The 17,521-nt window shown below is 39.4% G+C and carries 16 protein-coding genes; 3 read left to right on the top strand and 13 right to left on the bottom strand.

The genetic code is table 11. From position 1 onward, the window contains the following. The 4 genes from uvrC to LHW48_05615 all read right to left on the bottom strand — a co-directional run. Positions 1–1,284: excinuclease ABC subunit UvrC (uvrC, locus tag LHW48_05630; GenBank protein ID MCB5259941.1), on the bottom strand; the 1,284-nt coding region annotated here is incomplete at its 3' end. Further along, positions 1,260–2,822: a murein biosynthesis integral membrane protein MurJ gene (gene murJ / locus LHW48_05625; GenBank protein ID MCB5259940.1), complete on the bottom strand. Its 1,563-nt coding sequence runs from the start codon at positions 2,820–2,822 to the stop codon at positions 1,260–1,262. The genes murJ and uvrC, both read right to left, overlap by 25 nt. Further along, positions 2,819–3,916, bottom strand: a complete 1,098-nt coding sequence (holB, locus tag LHW48_05620; protein ID MCB5259939.1) for a DNA polymerase III subunit delta' — start codon at positions 3,914–3,916, stop codon at positions 2,819–2,821. The genes murJ and holB overlap by 4 nt, the downstream gene beginning before the upstream one ends. Next, a complete protein-coding gene (locus LHW48_05615) occupies positions 3,916–4,521 on the bottom strand; it encodes a GNAT family N-acetyltransferase (protein ID MCB5259938.1) in 606 nt (201 codons plus the stop codon). The genes holB and LHW48_05615 overlap by 1 nt, the downstream gene beginning before the upstream one ends. Before the next feature lie 218 nt (positions 4,522–4,739). Here LHW48_05615 and LHW48_05610 point away from each other — a divergent pair, with 218 nt between their 5' ends. Beyond that, on the top strand, positions 4,740–5,219 hold the full coding sequence (locus tag LHW48_05610; GenBank protein ID MCB5259937.1) for a flavin reductase family protein: 480 nt from the start codon (positions 4,740–4,742) through the stop codon (positions 5,217–5,219). A gap of 64 nt (positions 5,220–5,283) precedes the next feature. On the opposite strand, the gene LHW48_05605 is transcribed toward LHW48_05610, so the two are convergent. From LHW48_05605 to LHW48_05580, 6 genes are all read right to left on the bottom strand, one after another. Beyond that, entirely contained in the window at positions 5,284–6,051 is a 768-nt protein-coding gene (locus LHW48_05605) for a prepilin peptidase (protein ID MCB5259936.1), read from the bottom strand. Positions 6,052–6,066: 15 nt separating this feature from the next. Continuing rightward, positions 6,067–6,498 carry a hypothetical protein gene (locus tag LHW48_05600; GenBank protein MCB5259935.1) on the bottom strand — a complete coding sequence of 144 codons (432 nt, stop codon included), beginning with the start codon at positions 6,496–6,498 and terminating at the stop codon, positions 6,067–6,069. Between the two features lie 56 nt (positions 6,499–6,554). Continuing rightward, entirely contained in the window at positions 6,555–7,766 is a 1,212-nt protein-coding gene (locus tag LHW48_05595) for a PLP-dependent aminotransferase family protein (protein MCB5259934.1), read from the bottom strand. Between the two features lie 132 nt (positions 7,767–7,898). After that, entirely contained in the window at positions 7,899–9,194 is a 1,296-nt protein-coding gene (asnS, locus tag LHW48_05590) for an asparagine--tRNA ligase (protein ID MCB5259933.1), read from the bottom strand. A 4-nt stretch (positions 9,195–9,198) separates the two neighbouring features. Then, positions 9,199–10,197: a Gfo/Idh/MocA family oxidoreductase gene (locus LHW48_05585; GenBank protein ID MCB5259932.1), complete on the bottom strand. Its 999-nt coding sequence runs from the start codon at positions 10,195–10,197 to the stop codon at positions 9,199–9,201. Between the two features lie 8 nt (positions 10,198–10,205). Continuing rightward, positions 10,206–11,159 carry an NAD-dependent epimerase/dehydratase family protein gene (locus LHW48_05580; GenBank protein ID MCB5259931.1) on the bottom strand — a complete coding sequence of 318 codons (954 nt, stop codon included), beginning with the start codon at positions 11,157–11,159 and terminating at the stop codon, positions 10,206–10,208. 358 nt (positions 11,160–11,517) lie between these two features. On the opposite strand from LHW48_05580, the gene LHW48_05575 reads away from it, so the two are divergent. After that, positions 11,518–12,021: a ferritin family protein gene (locus LHW48_05575; protein ID MCB5259930.1), complete on the top strand. Its 504-nt coding sequence runs from the start codon at positions 11,518–11,520 to the stop codon at positions 12,019–12,021. Here LHW48_05575 and recO read toward each other — a convergent pair whose 3' ends face one another. Next, the gene (gene recO / locus LHW48_05570) at positions 12,022–12,756 is read right to left on the bottom strand and encodes a DNA repair protein RecO (GenBank protein MCB5259929.1); all 735 of its coding nucleotides are present in this window, start codon (positions 12,754–12,756) and stop codon (positions 12,022–12,024) included. It lies immediately after the preceding gene. Further along, positions 12,756–14,159, bottom strand: coding sequence for an NFACT RNA binding domain-containing protein (locus LHW48_05565; protein ID MCB5259928.1), 1,404 nt, complete (start codon positions 14,157–14,159; stop codon positions 12,756–12,758). Before LHW48_05565 ends, recO begins: the two co-directional genes overlap by 1 nt. An 85-nt stretch (positions 14,160–14,244) precedes the next feature. Here LHW48_05565 and LHW48_05560 point away from each other — a divergent pair, with 85 nt between their 5' ends. After that, positions 14,245–15,117 (top strand): hypothetical protein, encoded by an 873-nt coding sequence (locus tag LHW48_05560; protein MCB5259927.1) that lies wholly within the window; start codon positions 14,245–14,247, stop codon positions 15,115–15,117. Positions 15,118–15,178: 61 nt separating this feature from the next. Here LHW48_05560 and htpG read toward each other — a convergent pair whose 3' ends face one another. Continuing rightward, on the bottom strand, positions 15,179–17,179 hold the full coding sequence (gene htpG, locus LHW48_05555; protein ID MCB5259926.1) for a molecular chaperone HtpG: 2,001 nt from the start codon (positions 17,177–17,179) through the stop codon (positions 15,179–15,181). Between the last annotated feature and the right edge of the window lie 342 nt (positions 17,180–17,521).

The raw sequence follows: 17,521 nt of genomic DNA, 5'->3' as shown, positions 1-17,521 counted from the left end.
GTGACGGTAATACTTCTTTTTGCTTTTGCCATTCTCAAAATATACTGCGCTAGAGACTGTGTCGGTTCCCTGTATGGTAGAAATATCCATGCAAACTATCTTGCGAGGCAACTTATCAAAGCCGAGAGCTTCTTTCAATTCCTGAATAGGGTATATGGTGCGATTTGCTTTTCGTAGATGGGATAACTTTCTTTCTTCAACAATGTTAAAGGCATTGCGTTTTGCCATTGCTAATAGTTTTGTTTTTTCACCTCGCTGGGGTAAGGTTAGCTTGCCGTTTAGCCATTTAGAAAGCCCAACATAATCTTGTGGTTCAAATGGAAGAAGAATTTCTTGTGGAAGATTATCCTTTTGAGAATAATAGAGTTTAATAAATGAGCCCAGTATGCTTTCTCTGCTTTCCAGAGCGAGGTTTTTCATGGGATAGTTTTCTTGGTTTACAATAGCCCCTTCCTGCATCTTTAATACTAGGCAAACTGCATCGTTTTCTTCTTGATAAAAGCCAATAATATCAACGTTACGGCAATCTGTATAAACAACGCTTTGTCGCTTTTGAATGTTTTGAATGGCGATTATTCGATCCCTTATCTTTGCGGCTTCTTCAAATCTGAGTTCTTCGGAAAGACTATTCATTTCATGGCGAAATTCCCTAAGCAGTTCTTCGTATTTACCTTCAAAGAAGCCTATAAGCTTGTTTACAATTTGCATATATTGTCCCTGAGAGATTTTACCAATGCAGGGTGCACTACACTTACCAAGTTGGTAATTGATACATGCTTTCTTATATACTACAGCACCAATCGGAATATTGCGTGTGCAATTGCGGATGGGGAATAGCCATTCAAAACTGCGCAGAGTTCTTCGAAGTGAACGCACATCAGTATAGGGGCCAAAGTAGCGTGAGCCGTCTTTGATTATCTCACGGGTAACAAATACTCTTGGGAAGGGCTCATTAATAGTGATTTTTACATAAGGATATCGCTTATCATCTTTAAGCAGCACGTTATATTTTGGTTGGTTTTGCTTGATTAGGCTGGCTTCTAAAAGGAAAGCTTCAGCTTCACTGGTAGTGATTATATAGTCTAAAGCAGCAATATGGATTACCAATTGCTCTGTCTTGGGGTCTTTGGGACTATTGTTCAAATAAGATCGCACCCGATTCTTCAAAGAAAGAGCTTTGCCTACGTAGATAACTTCACCCTTGGCATTCTTCCATAGGTATACTCCAGGTTTGTCTGGCAGTAAATGTAGCTTATTTTCTATTTGCGGCTTAGGCGTTTGCATATATTTTTTGATGCTTCCCTTAAATACTCTAAGTGTAAGATAACGCCCATTAGATAGAACACCACAAAACTAGCTATAATAATTATCAGAGATTTTGGGATCAATTCCCAACGTGAATGTAGAGGAATAATGTATCGCAAATATTTAGCAAGAAGATATACTAAAGAAGCGATGCAGACACTTTTCAGCAGATTGGGGAGTATGCCCTTAAGTGAGATTCCAACAATTCTTTTTCGAATTAGTATTGTTAAAATTATGAAGTTTACCAAAGCAGTTAGTGATGTGGAAAGTGCTAAGCCGCGATGTTGGATAAACTGCATAAGAATGAAGTTTAAAGCTATATTCAACCCAACCATAATAGCTGCCAGTATTACTGGACTACGGGTATCGCCATGGGCATAAAAAAGCGGGGTAACCACTTGATTCATACTATAGAAAATAAGACCCAATGAATAAAACACTAGGGCTTGTGAACTCATTTTTACCGCTAAGGCATCAAAAGCTCCATGTGCAAATAATATTACCACGAAGTCTTCCGACAAAGCTAGTATTAGTGCGGTTACCGGTAGCATGATATAAGCCAGGCTAAGCGTAGTAAAGCGCAAACTCTCAGATAACTCAGAAAACTCCTTTCTGCTTACTTGCCGTGAAAACATCGGCAACACAGCGGTTCCCGCACTTATTGCAAAGATTCCTAAGGGTAATTGCATCAACCGATTTCCGTATCCCAAAGCTGTGATGCTGCCAATTGGTAAAAAACTTGCCATTAAGGCGTCTGCTATAAGGTTAATTTCCCTTATTCCTATTCCAATCATGGCTGGGATGAATCTTTGCCACATAGTTCTCAGAGCTTCAGAACCAAAACGGATAATCAGAACAAATCTATACCCAACTTGCCTTAGATAGGGGAAATTGATAATTGTCTGTAATGAACCTCCTACAACAATTCCCCATCCAGCAAAATAGATAAGGCGTTCTGAGGGCACATTCAGAAGCCAATAAGGAATCACAATGTTTAGAATCATACCAATATTCAACAAAGCGCTTGATAACCCCGTCATAAAGAAATAATCATGCGAATTGAGGATGGCAATAAAGGTTGAAGACATGCCGATAAAAAATAGATATGGGAAAATAATTCTTGTAAGCTTAATGGCTACCACAGTGGTTTGTGGCGCCAAACCTGGATATAGCAATCTAACAAGCAGTGGAGCAAAGGCAATTCCGGCAATAGTAAGCACCAACAAAAACATTGTTAAGATACTTAAGACATTAAGAGCAAAATTGATTTGAGCAGTTTTATCTTTTTTGATGCCTATTTCATTATATATTGGTACAAATGCTGTAGACAGGGCACCTTCACCAAAAAGTCTGCGTAAAAGGTTGGGGATATTGTATGCAACATTGAAAGCATCATTCAAATACCCACCACCAAAAAAATACGCCATTACCTGATCGCGCAACAAGCCCAGTATTCGGCTTAAAAACACAGCAATACTCATTACGCTTATATTGCGGGCAAGACGTCGTTGACTCATGGATTCAATAGATTTCGGGTAGCAATAAACAGATTTAGTTGAATTAGGGTGGGGTTCACATTTCCATCAAGCTTTCTGCTCAAATTATCCAAAGTTAAAAGATAATCGGGTATACGATCGGGAAGTGTGTCATGAGCAATCTCAAAAAGTAATTCACTCTGATCCAGATTTGTGATTTCAGAGGGAGCAAAATGAATAACGGCAAGATCGTTGGCTATGATCCCCAAATAGGCTAAAAGGTCACGCAATGCGTCGCTACTTTCTTTGTGTTTCATTACTTGTAGATAGTATTCGTAGCTCTGTTTATGCGATGCCATTCTAATAAAATTAAAGGCTTTATCTCGGATGCTGTTAACAGAGTTCTGGGCAATGCGGATAGCCGTTTTTAAATTACCTCCACTAATGCGAGCGGCACTTTTTGCGATAATTGTATCTACTTGAAAACTCTCAAAGAGAATCTCTTGCATCACATTCTGAGCCAGAGGTTTAAAGTAAACCGGTTGACAACGTGACATGATTGTAGGCATTATTTGCGGTAGTTTTTCGGTTATTAAAAGTATCACCGTATTATCTGGAGGCTCTTCTAGGGTCTTAAGAAATGCATTTGCAGTTTGAGTATTCATCATGTCTGCATTCTCTATTATTACCACACGGTATTGTGCTTCATGAATTGAGTATTCCAATCTTTTAATCAGTACGCTTATGCTCTCTTTACGAATCTCTGTTGAACCGCTAAAATAATAATCCAGCCAAGGGCTTTCTTTTTTGTTCTTGATATATGCTTCATACTGCTTTAATGCGTCTGCATCTTTTATTTCTCCCTCAGAACTTAGTTTGAGATTGACTGTAGGAAACAAATACAAGAAATCTGGATGCTCAAAACTAAGGAATTTATGACACGATGAACATACTCCACACGGACGGTATTCACTGCTAGATAGACAATTAAGCGCCATACCAAAATACAAGGCAGTCATAAATTTGCCCACTCCATCTCCGCCATGAAAAAGATAGGCTTGAGCAATCCGCTGCTGCTCGATGGCATTCTGCAGTAGATATAGTACTTGTTTTTGACCCTTTATCTTACGAAACATTATACTATTGAGATCTTGCTGCGTCCTGCTTCGTCGCTAATAGAGTATGCGAATGTTTTATTTACGTAAGGGCTTTCAAAGTCCTCGCTTAGGATATCATAGATAAGTGCGTCATGATACTGCCCTGCCATAAAACTATATTTTCTGCGTCTGCCCACATATTGGAATCCTACTTTTTCATAACACTTGATTGCCCGTTTATTATAGTCCACAACTTCTAAACTGATGTTATTCAGATTCATGATATTAAATCCATAATCCAGAATAAGCCGAGTTGCTTCTCCACCAATACCTTGATTCCAATATGTCTTTTCGCCAATAAAGATTCCGAATTGGGCATGTCGATGAACATTATTTACTAAGTGTAATCCGCAATTACCAATCACTTTATTGGTATCCTTCTCCACAATGGCAAAAATAATGCTGTTATCCATTAATTGCTGTAGCGCAACTCGTTCTTTACTAACATCGAAAACTGTAGAAGAAAAAAGAACAAACTGCCCTATTTCCAAATCGTTTACCCACTCTGTATAGCGTTCTACATCATCTAGTGAAACAGGTGATAAATAGCATTTTTCTCCAATTAACTTACGAAAGTATTTCATGGTCTTATCCTTATTCAATTTTTCTTTCTTTCAGTATGTTGGAGGTCACTAATCTGTCAAGCAGATTGTGTTGAATTTGGTACTATACTCATCATTGTGGGCTATTCATCCCTTTAGAACAGCAGATTATTGAGATTCAAAGAGCCAACAAAACTTGTTTCAGTTCCAATTTGTTTTATTTTGTCTTTATTAATTATAAATTAAGGAGTTATGTTATTATGATTAAATTGCACAATCTTCCGGAAGCGTATGCCAAAGTTCATCTTCCTTCCAAGGTAGCCTTAGCCGTTACCACCAAACCGGATGGTAATTATAATCTCATTACCTTAGAATGGTTTATGCGCACCTCAATAGCGCCTCCCATGTTCGCAATATCCATAGGGCATACGCGTTATTCTTATGAGTGTTTGCAAGATATACGTTTTTTTAACCTGGTTTTTCCCAGTGTCAAGCTCAAATCCCTCATAACATTAGCGGGTTCACATAGCGGAAGGAAAATCGATAAGTTCAGTGCGGGTAATGTAGAATACTTTCCCGGTAAGTTAAATAAACTGCCCATTCTAAAAGATGCTGTAGCTTGTTTTGAGTGCGAGGTAGTTACGCAAGTGAAAAGTGGAGACCATACCATCTTTGTGGGAGAAGTAAAATATAGTTGGAGTAACGAAAGTGAAGAGATGTATATCTATTCCCAAAAGTAACCCATAATTTTCAAATCCGTTTTATTATGAAGTTTACATAAATATCTATAATAAAGATATTTCCTTATATAAACGGAATGTAGTTTAGTATGTTGTAGGTGCCAAATACAGACCAAATTACTGCCGTGAACGTTATAAAAGTACCAAAGGCAAAACCTTGCTCTTTGTTTTTTACAAAGAAGACGAAGTAGATTATTCCCAAAAGAGCTGAAATCAGCACAACATACGGCATGCTAACCAAGCCAAAAAATGTAGCAATACCCGTCAAAAGCCAAATATCACCTCCCCCTAAACCATCAGTTTTGCGGACAAATCTGTACGCATAGGCGATAAATACTAAAAAACAAAAGATCACGGCTGCACTTATGAATGCTTCCAAAAGGCTTACATCATTACCCGGAAGCATAGCAAATATAAGCCCTAGAGGAAGTAATGGTATTGAGAGTTTATGTGGAATTATCTGATGAAAGGCGTCAATAAAGAAGATCGGGATCATAAACATGCATAAAAGACTGTATTTAAGAAACAACATATACTGACCATAATAGGCATAACGGAAAAACAACAAAACCAAAATCACCGGGGTGATGATTTCCACCAACAGATGATGCCAGTGTATCTTTGCTTTACAATACCGGCATTTTCCTCCCAACAAAATATAGCTAATTATTGGGATATTCAAATAAAACGGAATAATCTTTTTGCATCCATCACAATGAGAAGGGGGATACACAATAGATTGTTTTTGGGGTAAGCGGTGTATTAAAACATTAAAAAAGCTGCCCAAGGCAGCGCCCAAGACAGCTAAAAGGATAATTATTATGGTAATCAAGTGATGATTATCTCCTTACCATTTATCATGCCAAGGCGTTTGTTGCATAAATAAGCCTTGTCGCATTTGTATTTCAAAAGTCATCGAATCGCTTGGGCGATAGCGCAGCGAAAATTCTGGAAGAATTTTATTGTTATTATCATCATTTAAGCTGAATTTACTGCTTGTATTCAGCGAACCGAAATTTACGAAATTAAGATCCAGATCCAATTCTAACTTTGGATTGAATTGATATCTCATATGATTTGTGTAGCGCGAAAGATAGTAGCCCCTACCCGTTGAGCTGCTTCCTGCCTCAAAACCCATAGAATGAGACATCTTGAGTTTATTTAAACCGGGACTTTTCAAATTAAACGGATTCAGGTTCAGCGGTGGCAAATCGTTATATGCCGCTATTGCCGGAAATATGAGGCATAGCATTATCATAGTAATCAATACGTTTTTCATAGCAGATACTCCTTTACGGTTATCTAAATACAATATATCGTACTCTTAGTATTACGTCAAGCATAAAACTCATTCATTATTTCACCTAAGCTTCGTATGCCTTCATCAATCTGCTGTGGAGTACAAAAGCTATAGTTTAATCTTAAGGCGTTGAATTTTTCTTGCCCGGTAGGGTAGAACTTACTACCTGGTATAAATGTTACTTTTCGGGCTTTTGCTTGTTCAAAAAGCTTATCGGCATTCATGTCTTCCGGAAGCCTCAACCACGTAAAGATGCCTCCTTCTGGTTTTGTATATTGAATGTATGAAGGAAGATGCTTTGCCATTGCTTCCAGCATTGATTGCAAATACGGACGGTAAAAATCGCAACATATTTGGATATGCGGATCCATATAACCTTCAGCAAGAAATCTGCCTGCCACACGCTGAGAGATGTTATCTGGAGCAATATTTATTTTCTGTTGCCAAGAACACATTCGTTCAATTAGAGTTTTACTGCCCTTGGCAAATGCCAGGCGCAATCCGGGTCCCAATATCTTCGAGAACGATACCACTTCAGTGACCACTTCATTATTCAAATATTCTTCGGTGGCAATTTTATACAGGGTAGGCAGGGGAGTTCCCATATATCGCAATCGTGAATATGGGTTATCTTCCAAAATTGGGATCTGCATAGCTAATGCATATTCAATTAAGGCTTTACGGCGAGAGTAGCTCATCGATAATCCCGCTGGATTGTGAAAATCTGGTATAGTATAAATTAGCTTAACCTTTTTGCCCTTAGCTAGCAATTCATCAACTTTGGCTTGAAGCAAAGATATATCGATGCCTTCAGTATCCAACGAAACACCAACCAATTCTGCTCCCGTAGCTTCAAAAGCAACCAAGCTACCCAAAAAACTAGGGGCTTCGCAGATAATTACATCTCCGGGATCAATAAGTGTTCGCGTTATATAATAAATGGCATTTGTAGCTCCGGCAGTTATTAACATTTGATCCAAAGGGATATCGTATCCTTCCCACTTAAGCAATTCCTTCTTCAGAAGCGTATCACCTTCACTTGCTCCGTATTGTAAAACCTTGCTACCCTCGTCTCTTAAAACCTTTGCATACAGGTCTGCAAGGATTTGTGCGGGAAAGGTTTTGGGAGAGGGGAATCCGCCGGCAAAAGAGATCAATCCTTCAATATCGCGTGTGCTGGCAACCAGTTCACGAATCATGGAAGATTTCATCGTTCTGCTAATTTGTGATAGTTTCTCACTAATCATCTTCATATCCTTTATCAATATAATATATTTACTCTTTTATCATTGTTTGGAAGCAGAATAGGTAAGAAAAAAAAGCAAAAATGCTTTGCCTCCTATAGTTCTGCGGGTATGTGGCAAAGCAGAAAATTGGGATTAGGGATAGATGCGATAAATCATCCTTGGGAACGGTATGGTTTCACGAATGTGATGGGTGCCGCTCATCCATGTTACAAGACGTTCTAAGCCAATACCAAAACCACTATGAGGAACAGAGCCATATTTGCGCAAATCCAAAAACCATTGATAAGCTTCCAAATCCATCTTCTCTTCTTTCATACGCTTTAGTAAGGCTTCATAATCTGTTTCCCGTTCACTGCCGCCTATAATTTCACCAAAGCCTTCCGGAGCGATCAAATCGCTTCCCAATACCAGATTTTCATCTTCGGGAGCGCGCCGCATATAGAATGCTTTTATTACTTTAGGCCATCTCTCAATGAAAATAGGAACGGCTGAGCCTTCGGTAAGCATTACTTCATCGGCTGCGCCTAAATCGCTCTGGTGGTCTATCTCACTACCGTTAGAACGTAAATATTCAATTGCTTCGTAGTGAGTCATGCGCTTGAAAGGTGTGTCAGCAGCTTTTAGTTGCTCCTTATCACGCTCCAGAATATCCAGCTCCTTGTCGCATTTAGTCAAAACTGTGCGGATTACATGGCGTATCAAACCTTCTTGAATCGCCATGTTCTCTTCGTGTTCCACGTAAGCTGCTTCGGCATCCATCATCCAAAACTCTGTAAGATGCTTACGTGTTTTTGAGCGTTCTGCGCGGAAGACGGGACCAAAATCATAGACCCTACCCAAACTCATAATCCCAGTTTCCAAATACAATTGTCCAGATTGCGAAAGATACGCCATACCTTCATCGAAGTATTCCAATTCAAATAGCGTGGTGGTACCTTCACAGGCATTGGGTGTAAGAATGGGCGAATCGAAGCGAAAGAATCCATTATCATTCAAATATTCACAGATAGCGTAATATATGGTATGTCGGAGCCTCAATATTGCCCATTGCTTGGGAGAGCGAATCCATAGATGCCTATTAGAAAGCAGGAAATCCGGTCCGTGTTCTTTTTTACTGATGGGGTATTCATCGGCGAGTTGAACTATTTCTATGCCGGTAACACTTAATTCGTAGGCGCCGGCTATCTTCTGATGAGCTTTGGGAATTCCTGTTAAAATTAGACTGGATTCTAGGGTTAGGCTCTTGGCTTTGTCAAAAAGCTCTTCTCCCAAATCTGGCTTGAAAGCTACTGCTTGCATTTCACCACTGCCATCACGAAAGATGATGAACAGCAGTTTCCCGCTATGGCGGATGTTTCGCACCCAGCCCTTAAGCCGTACTTCTTTGTCCACAAATTGGGCTATATCCTTTACAAATGTATCCTGCATAAGCTCAAACCTTAATTTTGCTTTTTTTTACTTGTTCATTTATAATTTTTATAATCTGTACTGCAACTTCCAAAGCCTTTGTTCCGGCATGTCCATCCACTACGGGTTTTTTATTTTGTAAAATAGCTTCCACCCAAGATTCCAGCTCCATTGTAAGTGCATCTTTGGGGCTGTCTGTGCAATCAAAAAGTTCCTGATCCACCAGTTTAGCGGGGTCAATATCGGTAGCACCCATCATAATTTTGGGCAAATACTTCATCACATGAGGACTTTTCTTAATAACTTTTGCTTGTTTACTCTGAAAATCCAGAGTGATATAGCAATCCTTTTGGAAAAAACGTATTTTACGTTCCTGTTTTAGTGATACTCTTGAGGAAGTTACATTCGCTATTGCTCCATTTTCAAATTCTATGCGCGCATTAGCGATGTCTATAGAGGGTGTGAGGATACCAATACCGGAAGCGTGAATTTGCTTGATGGGGCTATGCACAAAACTCAAGATGAGATCTATATCGTGAATCATTACATCCAACACAACGGGCACATCTGTTCCTCTGCTGTGAAAAGTAGAAATACGGGTAGATTCGATAAAAACGGGATCTTTAATCTCATTTTCCACTTTCATGATTACCGGATTAAAGCGTTCAATATGACCCACTTGAATCTTTAGGTTGTTCTTATCAGCAAGCTCCAGAAGCTCATAAGCTTCTTCCAGTTTGCCGGTGATTGGTTTCTCCAAAAAGATGTGTTTGCCTGCATTCAAGGCTTTTACTGCCAATTCATAGTGAGATGATGTTGTGGCAGCTATATCCACAGCATCGCAGACATCGAGCAGAGCATCGTAACTTTCAAATCTCGCTGCGTTCAAGGTTTTGGCAATATCCTTTGCACGGCTACTTTTTTTATCGTATATGCCCGAAAGAGAAGCATCTTTTATGGCCATAAATTTTCTGGCATGATGCTGACCAAGATGCCCAACACCTACTACGCCGATCTTTAACATTTTGTATCCTATTTTTTTTGTTTTGCCGAAACCTTTTCGATCATGTCGCGGGTCATGCTATCCAAATCATATTCAGGTTTCCAACCCCATTCATTGCGGGCGGCAGAATCGTCCATACTGTTTGGCCAGCTATCGGCAATTAATTTTTTGATGGGATCCACATTATACTCTAAAACGAATTCCGGTATGTGTTTACGTATTGCTGCAGCAATAATTTCGGGGTCAAAACTCATGGCAGTTACGTTAAAACAGTTTCTGTGCACCAATTTGGCGGGATCTGCTTCCATAAGCTGTACTGCACTGCGAAGAGCATCTGGCATATACATCATATCCAAAAATGTTCCCGCTGGCAGATTGCATACATAGCGCTTATTCTTAATTGCATCGTAATAAATCTCTACTGCATAATCTGTAGTTCCGCCTCCTGGTAAGGTTACGTTGGAAATAATGCCGGGATATCTCAAGCCGCGAGCATCAACGCCATACTTCAAATGATAATAATCTCCCAAAAGTTCACCGGCAACTTTTGAGATGCCATAGATAGTGGTGGGGCGCATGATAGTATCCTGTGGGGTATTATCTAACGGAGTAGTAGGGCCAAAAGCACCAATTGACGATGGTGTGAAAACCGCACCTTTTACTTCCTTCATGATCTCCAGGCAATTGAACGTAGTATCCATATTGATTTTCCAGCTTTGAGCAGGGTTAGCTTCGCCTTTAGCAGAAAGAACTGCAACCAAATTGAAGATAGTATCGATATTGTACTTCTTAACCACTTCATTCATAGAATTGCCTTCCGTGGCATTCATTTTTTCCGAAGGTCCTGCCTCCGTAATGTCTTGAGGGAGGGGAGTGTGATTGTATGTGGCTACAACATTTTTTTCACCATAAATGTTTCTGAGGTAGGGAACAAGCTCCGAACCGATTTGTCCGGCAGCACCGATCACGAGGATATTCTTCATAGCTAACTGTAACTCCTGATTTGTTTTCTATTGGTTTACACCTATTTTTAGCCTAGCGTAGTTGTCAATGATTATTCCGCTCAATCTCTGGGCTAGAAGTACAAATTTTTGCGTGTAATGCCAAAAATAGATTTGATGAACGCTGTAGAGTGTCAATGCTTTTTCCGCTTAATGCTTTAAGGAATCATTAGCGGGGAATAAGGCTGAGATTTTCCCTTATTTACCGATGATGTTAGCTTTAAGCTTCGGTCACCATTGCATTATCTTTTGGGCGAGATATTTATTGGCGATAGAAAATGGTTTTGCAAAATCAGCAAAAGGATTAAGCTATTTATAAAAGAAAAAATGAGAGGCTATTATGGCACTGAAAGAACAACTAGTTAATTCGATAAAGAAAGCGATGCAAGGAGAAATGGATAGCGTAAACTTGTATCAGGATGCAGCAGAAAAAAGTAACGACAGCGATGTTAAAGAATTCTTCTTGAGCCGTAAAGAAGAAGAACGCCGCCATTACAACTATCTTTTGGATTATTATCAGCAACTAACCAACAACTTGAAACCGGAAGACATTAGCGATAAACTGGAAAAAGAGAATATGCAGAAAAGCATTTTTTCCGAGTCTTTTGTGCGGCGCATTGGTGAAGATCAGGCTTTATTCTCGGCAATATCTACTGCATTACTTTTAGAGAAAGATTCTATAGACCACTACCATAAATGCGAACAAGAAACAGATATTCTTACTCTAAAATCATTTTTCTCGCTATTGGCAAAATGGGAAATGAAACACTACGAGGAGCTTGCAGATATCCAAAAAGAAGCCGAACGCTTTTATTGGCAAGCCAACAACTTTGAACCATTCTAATTAATAATAGAATTGACCCAAGACGCTCAGGCTCTTAAGCTTGAGCGTTTGTTTTTGGTGAGCATAGTAATAGGCAAAAAAGAATCTGTTTAGCTCTTCCACATCATTAAAACTAAGCTCAGTCTCTTGCAGATGATAACCTATAAAAGGAAGCAAGCTCAATATTTTTCCAGCGTTTTGAGAGAGAGAATGATAATTATCTTTATTTGCGGTTTCTTTATAACAAGATTCACATACAATATCGCTGGCCGCATTGTAGGCAAATGCCACACATTCAGTATGGCATAGGCTGCACTTAGATATGTTTAAATCGATGCCCAAAAGCTTGAAGATGCGCATAAATAAACGCCAAAAGATGAGTATTGCATTCTTATCGATAGTTTGCAGATACCCAAGATAGTTGCGTAGAAGCTCATAATATGATGGAGCATCAGAGCTTGCCATTATTATCTTGCTAATCAACTCTGCTCCTGCTTCTGCTGCAGCCCATGTGGATGTGCTGGGATATTGGGCGTAGTTTTGCAATAAACTTAACTCTTTTAGAATGTATAAGCCTTCTTCTTTGGGTTCGTAGAGGTTAAACTCGTACTCGGCAAAACGCAGAAGTGGTTCTTGTTTTTTTCGCCAGCCTTTTGCAATAACAGATATTTGTGCTCTATCTTGGCTTATTATCTTTAGAATTTGGCTACTTTCACTAAAAGGAAAGATGCCTGTCACTATTCCTAGAATACGCATCACAGTTCCAGTTCCTCTTTGATGCTGCGGATATCTTTGGGATTTGCAAAAATAGTTTTATAGTTTGTATAAGTAACAAAACCGGCGGCGCTGCCTTTAGGTTTGCGAACAAATCGGATTTGAGTATAATCTACGGGCACATTTATGGAAAACTTTGCTTGCGAATACCATGCGGCAAGAGCGCAACATATCTGAATGAGGCTTGGCGGTGGCTCTTGTTTATGGTAGTTTCTTAACAGTACGTGAGCACCCCGATAAATTCGGCTGTGAAACCACCAATCGTGCGCTTTGCCAAGCTTTGTGGTAATAAAATCGTTTTCTCTGGCTTTTCTGCCAATGTAGATATGCCAGCCAGCATTTATGCGTAGTTGTAAGATACGGTCAATCTGGTTTTGCTTGTGGGCTATGCCACCACTGTTTTTATGCGTATCAAGATCGATGTCTTCACCTTGTTCAAGACGCTTCTGCAAGGCTTTTACTGCCTCTATTTCTGCTTCAGTACGTTTTATGTTTAGCTCTATAATACTCTTTCCGTTTTTAGCTTTTTGATACTTCTTGATGTAATAGTGCAGGTTTTGCTGTGGGCTTCTATCCGAAAGCAAGGGAACTGATATCTTTGCCAAATGCGGATCCAGATAGTTTGTTACCTCAAGAGTGTCATCACCCGGCTCAATTAGATGCATATTGGGTTTTATTGCTTCAGCACATGCTTTGTAATAATCCATCTTGAGGGCATTTGCCAAATCCATACCCTGCATATCAAGCTTTTTCTTTAGGCGCTTTATCTCCTTGCTCAAAATCTTTATTTTTTGCTGAGTGCTTTTGACCTGATCGTTTGGTAATAGTATCTGCTGATGTCTTGTGGCAAAATACTCATTTATGCTTTTTGCCGTAGATTCTTTTGGTATCTCAAGTGTTTGCGAAGTGTCTGGAGTAAAACTCGTTTGCGGGGGATAGTAGGGCTGATTTACCAAAACCATGCGCATTGGGTTATCTGCTAAGGAGTATTTATATAAAGCATCTTGTATTAAACCTTTATCTTTATTAAACAGAATAACGTTAGGTTTGGGTGGCATCAATTCACAGATCAATTCGTAATTGTGCACATCTCCATAAATATCTTTCTGCCTACATTCGATATAGATGATGCGGTCATCAGGTTTAATGGCGATATTCGTAATAGAAGAACCAGCAAGTTGCAGCCAGAGTTCGGGCGTTTTTTTAGGCAATTCAATACAGTTATGATAGTAGATAAAACTATCTTGAGGGCTAAGCACAATTGCCAATGCTGCCCCTTTTGCCAAACAAATATACATTGCATTCTGATGCATGAATATTTTGTCTAAGACAGCATTTTTCAAATCTATTTTACGGGTCCAAGCGGCTAGATAGTTATATTTCATCCTACTTCCATATTGCATTTGCCTTGACACAAATTTCGTGTTTGCATAAAGTGACATTCATATTAAAACGCGATAGGAGTCAAGTATGAAAATTGCACAAACAATCATCATAGTAGTCCTTGCCGCTTTGGCAATCATATTTGGTATTGTATGGATGAATGCTGCCAAAAAGAACAAAGCACTTTTGCAGAGCAATGAAGATCTTCAGGCTCTATACGAATCTTCTACCGCTACTATAGGTGAGATTCAGGAAAGCCTGCAAGCTATGGATCAAGACCTTTCTGGTCAGCTCTTTACTCAGGGAGAGATTCCCGGTACTTCGCCTGCAGATAGGAGAGGACAGATAATAAGCTCCATTGCCAATATGAGAGAACAAATTGAGGCAGATAAAAAGAAGATTTCGCAACTTGAAGCTCAACTAGCCAGTTCCAGAACCCAACTTCGTGGAGTTCAGCAGATGGTAGATCGCCTTAAAGCATCTTTAGAAGAAAAAGAAACCATTATGGCAGAGCTTCAAGAACGCATGGGGATCTTGAACGAAACCATAGAAGAAGAACGCAGACAAAGCCAAATGGAGATTGCCGAGCGTGAACAAACCATTGCCGAGCGTGAACAAGATTTAATTGATGCCGAGCGGCAAGCAAACACAATTTATTATGTGGTGGGAACCAGAAAAGAGCTCTTAGAACAAGGGATTATAGACCGCAGAGGCGGAATATTGGGCATTGGAAGAGTTACAACAGTAAACAAAGAGCTCGCTACCGAGAAGTTTACCGAGATCAATCTATCGGATGAAGATCAGATTACTTTTGCTGCCACCAAGAAAGGCTATAGCATCTTATCTAATCATATTGCTACCACATACAACATTGAAAAGCTGGAAGAGGAATATGTGCTAACGGTAACCGACAAAGAGAATTTCCGCAAGCAAAAATTCCTCGTTATCGAACTACTGTAAAAGTAAAGTTATATAAATAAGCCCCGATATCATATCGGGGCTTTTGCTATTAGTGCTGTTTTTATAAATAGGAGAGTACTTTATTTGCCTTAGTAATAAAAGCTTTTAGCTCATCTCCGTTAAATGCTTTCTGCTCCAGTAAAGAAAGATCGTGGATGTAGCCACAAAGAGTGTTAACTTCTTCTTCTTTGCCCTTCTTGTCCAGCTTTAATATCTTTTGTATTACTGGGTTTTGAGTATTTACTACCAGGCTGTGATGCTTTAGCATATCGCTGTTGCCACCCATTCTGGAAGCAAGATCCATATCGTGCCAGCGGCGCATAAATTCGCTAAAGACAATCATGCCGGGAATCTCTTTTGTTTTGAGGTTTTTTACTTCTACCTTCAATTCCGAGAAGGCATGATTCTGAAGCTCTTGCATTGCTTCTTCGCCCAGATCTTTTACGATATTAGGTGGCAATTCCAATAAATTGAAGATTGTTTGTTCATCTTTTTGAATTTGATAGGGACTAAGAATCTCCGCCGCCTTGCTATGTTTTTTGAAAAACTCTTTAAGGCTTTCCTTGCTGAAGGATGCTTCTAAATTCTGCCCCAAAGCCTTGTAGAATAGCTTTTGAAGGCGATCTTCATCTTCTTTGTTAAAACTGCTTTCTTCTTTATTCACTAAAAGATCGTTCACTTCACTATCAACGCGGATGAATTCCACTTTTTCGATTTTTCCTTCCAGTTTTTGGAAAAGATGAATATCCAAGGGAGAGTTTTGGAATATTACCTCAATCCCCTGTTCCTTCATCAAATTCAAATAGCTTACCTGAGTGTCTTCACCCGCTGCGTACCAAATTCTGGTATTTCCTTCTTCTTGTTGAGCGGCATTGCGTTGTTTGTATTCTTCAATAGTTAAGTAATCGCCAGAGGCGGATTTGAAGATAGCAATATCTTTCATGGCATCAAAAAAATCATCTTCTTTCAGCATGCCAAATTTGATGAAAGTATTGATGTCTTCCCAGTATTCTTCAAATTTCTTTCGATCTTCTTTATAGGTAGCTTGAAAATGATCGGCTACTTTTTTAATGATGTATTTGGATATCTTTTGCACTTGCGTATCGTTTTGCAGAAAGCTACGCGAAACATTTAAGGGAATATCGGGAATGTCTATTCCACCCTTTAACAACAGTAAGAACTCTGGAATAAGATCTTCGAGATTGTCGGCAACAAATACGTTGTTACAGAATAGTTTTACTTCGCCCTTAAAGAAATCTGGCTCGTTTCGCAATTTGGGGAAATAGAGTATTCCCTTCAAATTGAACGGAAAATCTACATTTAAATGAATCCAGAAAACTGGTTCTTTATAGTCGTGAAAAACATCCTGATAGAATTTGATATACTCTTCTTTGCTTACATCCGCCGGTTTACGGTTCCAAAGAGCTTCCAATTGGTTAATCTGCTTGCCTTCAAACATTATCGGAACTGGCATAAAGTTGCAGTAACGCTCCAGTATCTCGCGTATTTTGCTAACCTCGGCGTAATCTTTAGAATCCTCATTAAAATAGAGCGTGATAGTGGTGCCCACATCTTTTCGTTTACCATCACTCATGCTGTATTGGGTACTACCGTCACATTCCCAGTAGGCCGCTTTGCTGCCTTCACTAATCGATAGGGAATCGATGGTAACTTTTTCGGCAACCATAAATGAAGAGTAAAATCCCAAACCAAAATGACCAATAATATTAGCTTGAACGTCTTTGAATTTATTCACAAATTCTTCGGCACCCGAAAAAGCAATTTGATTGATGTATTTACGAATTTCTTCATCTGTCATCCCAATTCCGGTATCGATTACTTGAAGTGTTTTTTTTGATTTATCCAGCTTGATCTCAATCTTCATGTCCTCGGCTTTAAAATCTGGATCTGCATATTTGCGCTTAGCAATGGCATCAACTGCGTTAGATACCAATTCTCTCAAAAATATATCGTGCTGAGAATATAACCATTTCTTGATAATAGGGAATATATTCTCTGTGTGGATACTTAAAGATCCGGTTTCACGTTTTTTTGTAGCCATGCTCTTAAACTCCTTTTGTAATATCTATCTGGAGATAAAATAACGGACTTGCCTAAACTGTCAAGAGATTTTTAGCAGTCAATTTGTTGGAGTGCTAATGTCACCATAAGCCCTCACTGAAAATTGCAAATCGGGTCACCGAAAATTGCAAATGCTAAAACTGGTGCATATTAAAATTCCGGTGACACCTGTTATAGATATCCGGTATCTTTGCCTGAAGCTGCTTCTCGCAGTTCAGGTTATCATTCTCCAACAGTGCATAAGCTTCTTTTGCCAGAAGCCACAATCATCGAGATTGCGACCTACTCCGATAGTTAACTTGCCTGCCGTACAGCGATAGGG

The sequence above is a fragment of the Candidatus Cloacimonadota bacterium genome, from assembly GCA_020532355.1.
In the GTDB taxonomy this organism is placed as follows: Bacteria; Cloacimonadota; Cloacimonadia; order Cloacimonadales; family Cloacimonadaceae; genus UBA5456.
This window is presented reverse-complemented; position numbering and strand designations above follow the sequence as displayed.

Excerpts from the sequence above, each read along its gene's own strand:
- LHW48_05595 (MCB5259934.1), bottom strand. The coding sequence starts at position 7,766 with ATGATTAGTGAGAAACTATCACAAATTAGCAGAACGATGAAATCTTCC.
- LHW48_05600 (MCB5259935.1), bottom strand. The coding sequence starts at position 6,498 with ATGAAAAACGTATTGATTACTATGATAATGCTATGCCTCATATTTCCG.
- LHW48_05560 (MCB5259927.1), top strand. The coding sequence starts at position 14,245 with ATGAAAATTGCACAAACAATCATCATAGTAGTCCTTGCCGCTTTGGCA.
- LHW48_05565 (MCB5259928.1), bottom strand. The coding sequence starts at position 14,159 with ATGAAATATAACTATCTAGCCGCTTGGACCCGTAAAATAGATTTGAAA.
- recO (MCB5259929.1), bottom strand. The coding sequence starts at position 12,756 with ATGCGTATTCTAGGAATAGTGACAGGCATCTTTCCTTTTAGTGAAAGT.
- LHW48_05575 (MCB5259930.1), top strand. The coding sequence starts at position 11,518 with ATGGCACTGAAAGAACAACTAGTTAATTCGATAAAGAAAGCGATGCAA.
- htpG (MCB5259926.1), bottom strand. The coding sequence starts at position 17,179 with ATGGCTACAAAAAAACGTGAAACCGGATCTTTAAGTATCCACACAGAG.
- asnS (MCB5259933.1), bottom strand. The coding sequence starts at position 9,194 with ATGCAGGATACATTTGTAAAGGATATAGCCCAATTTGTGGACAAAGAA.
- holB (MCB5259939.1), bottom strand. The coding sequence starts at position 3,916 with ATGTTTCGTAAGATAAAGGGTCAAAAACAAGTACTATATCTACTGCAG.
- LHW48_05615 (MCB5259938.1), bottom strand. The coding sequence starts at position 4,521 with ATGAAATACTTTCGTAAGTTAATTGGAGAAAAATGCTATTTATCACCT.
- LHW48_05585 (MCB5259932.1), bottom strand. The coding sequence starts at position 10,197 with ATGTTAAAGATCGGCGTAGTAGGTGTTGGGCATCTTGGTCAGCATCAT.
- LHW48_05580 (MCB5259931.1), bottom strand. The coding sequence starts at position 11,159 with ATGAAGAATATCCTCGTGATCGGTGCTGCCGGACAAATCGGTTCGGAG.
- LHW48_05610 (MCB5259937.1), top strand. The coding sequence starts at position 4,740 with ATGATTAAATTGCACAATCTTCCGGAAGCGTATGCCAAAGTTCATCTT.
- murJ (MCB5259940.1), bottom strand. The coding sequence starts at position 2,822 with ATGAGTCAACGACGTCTTGCCCGCAATATAAGCGTAATGAGTATTGCT.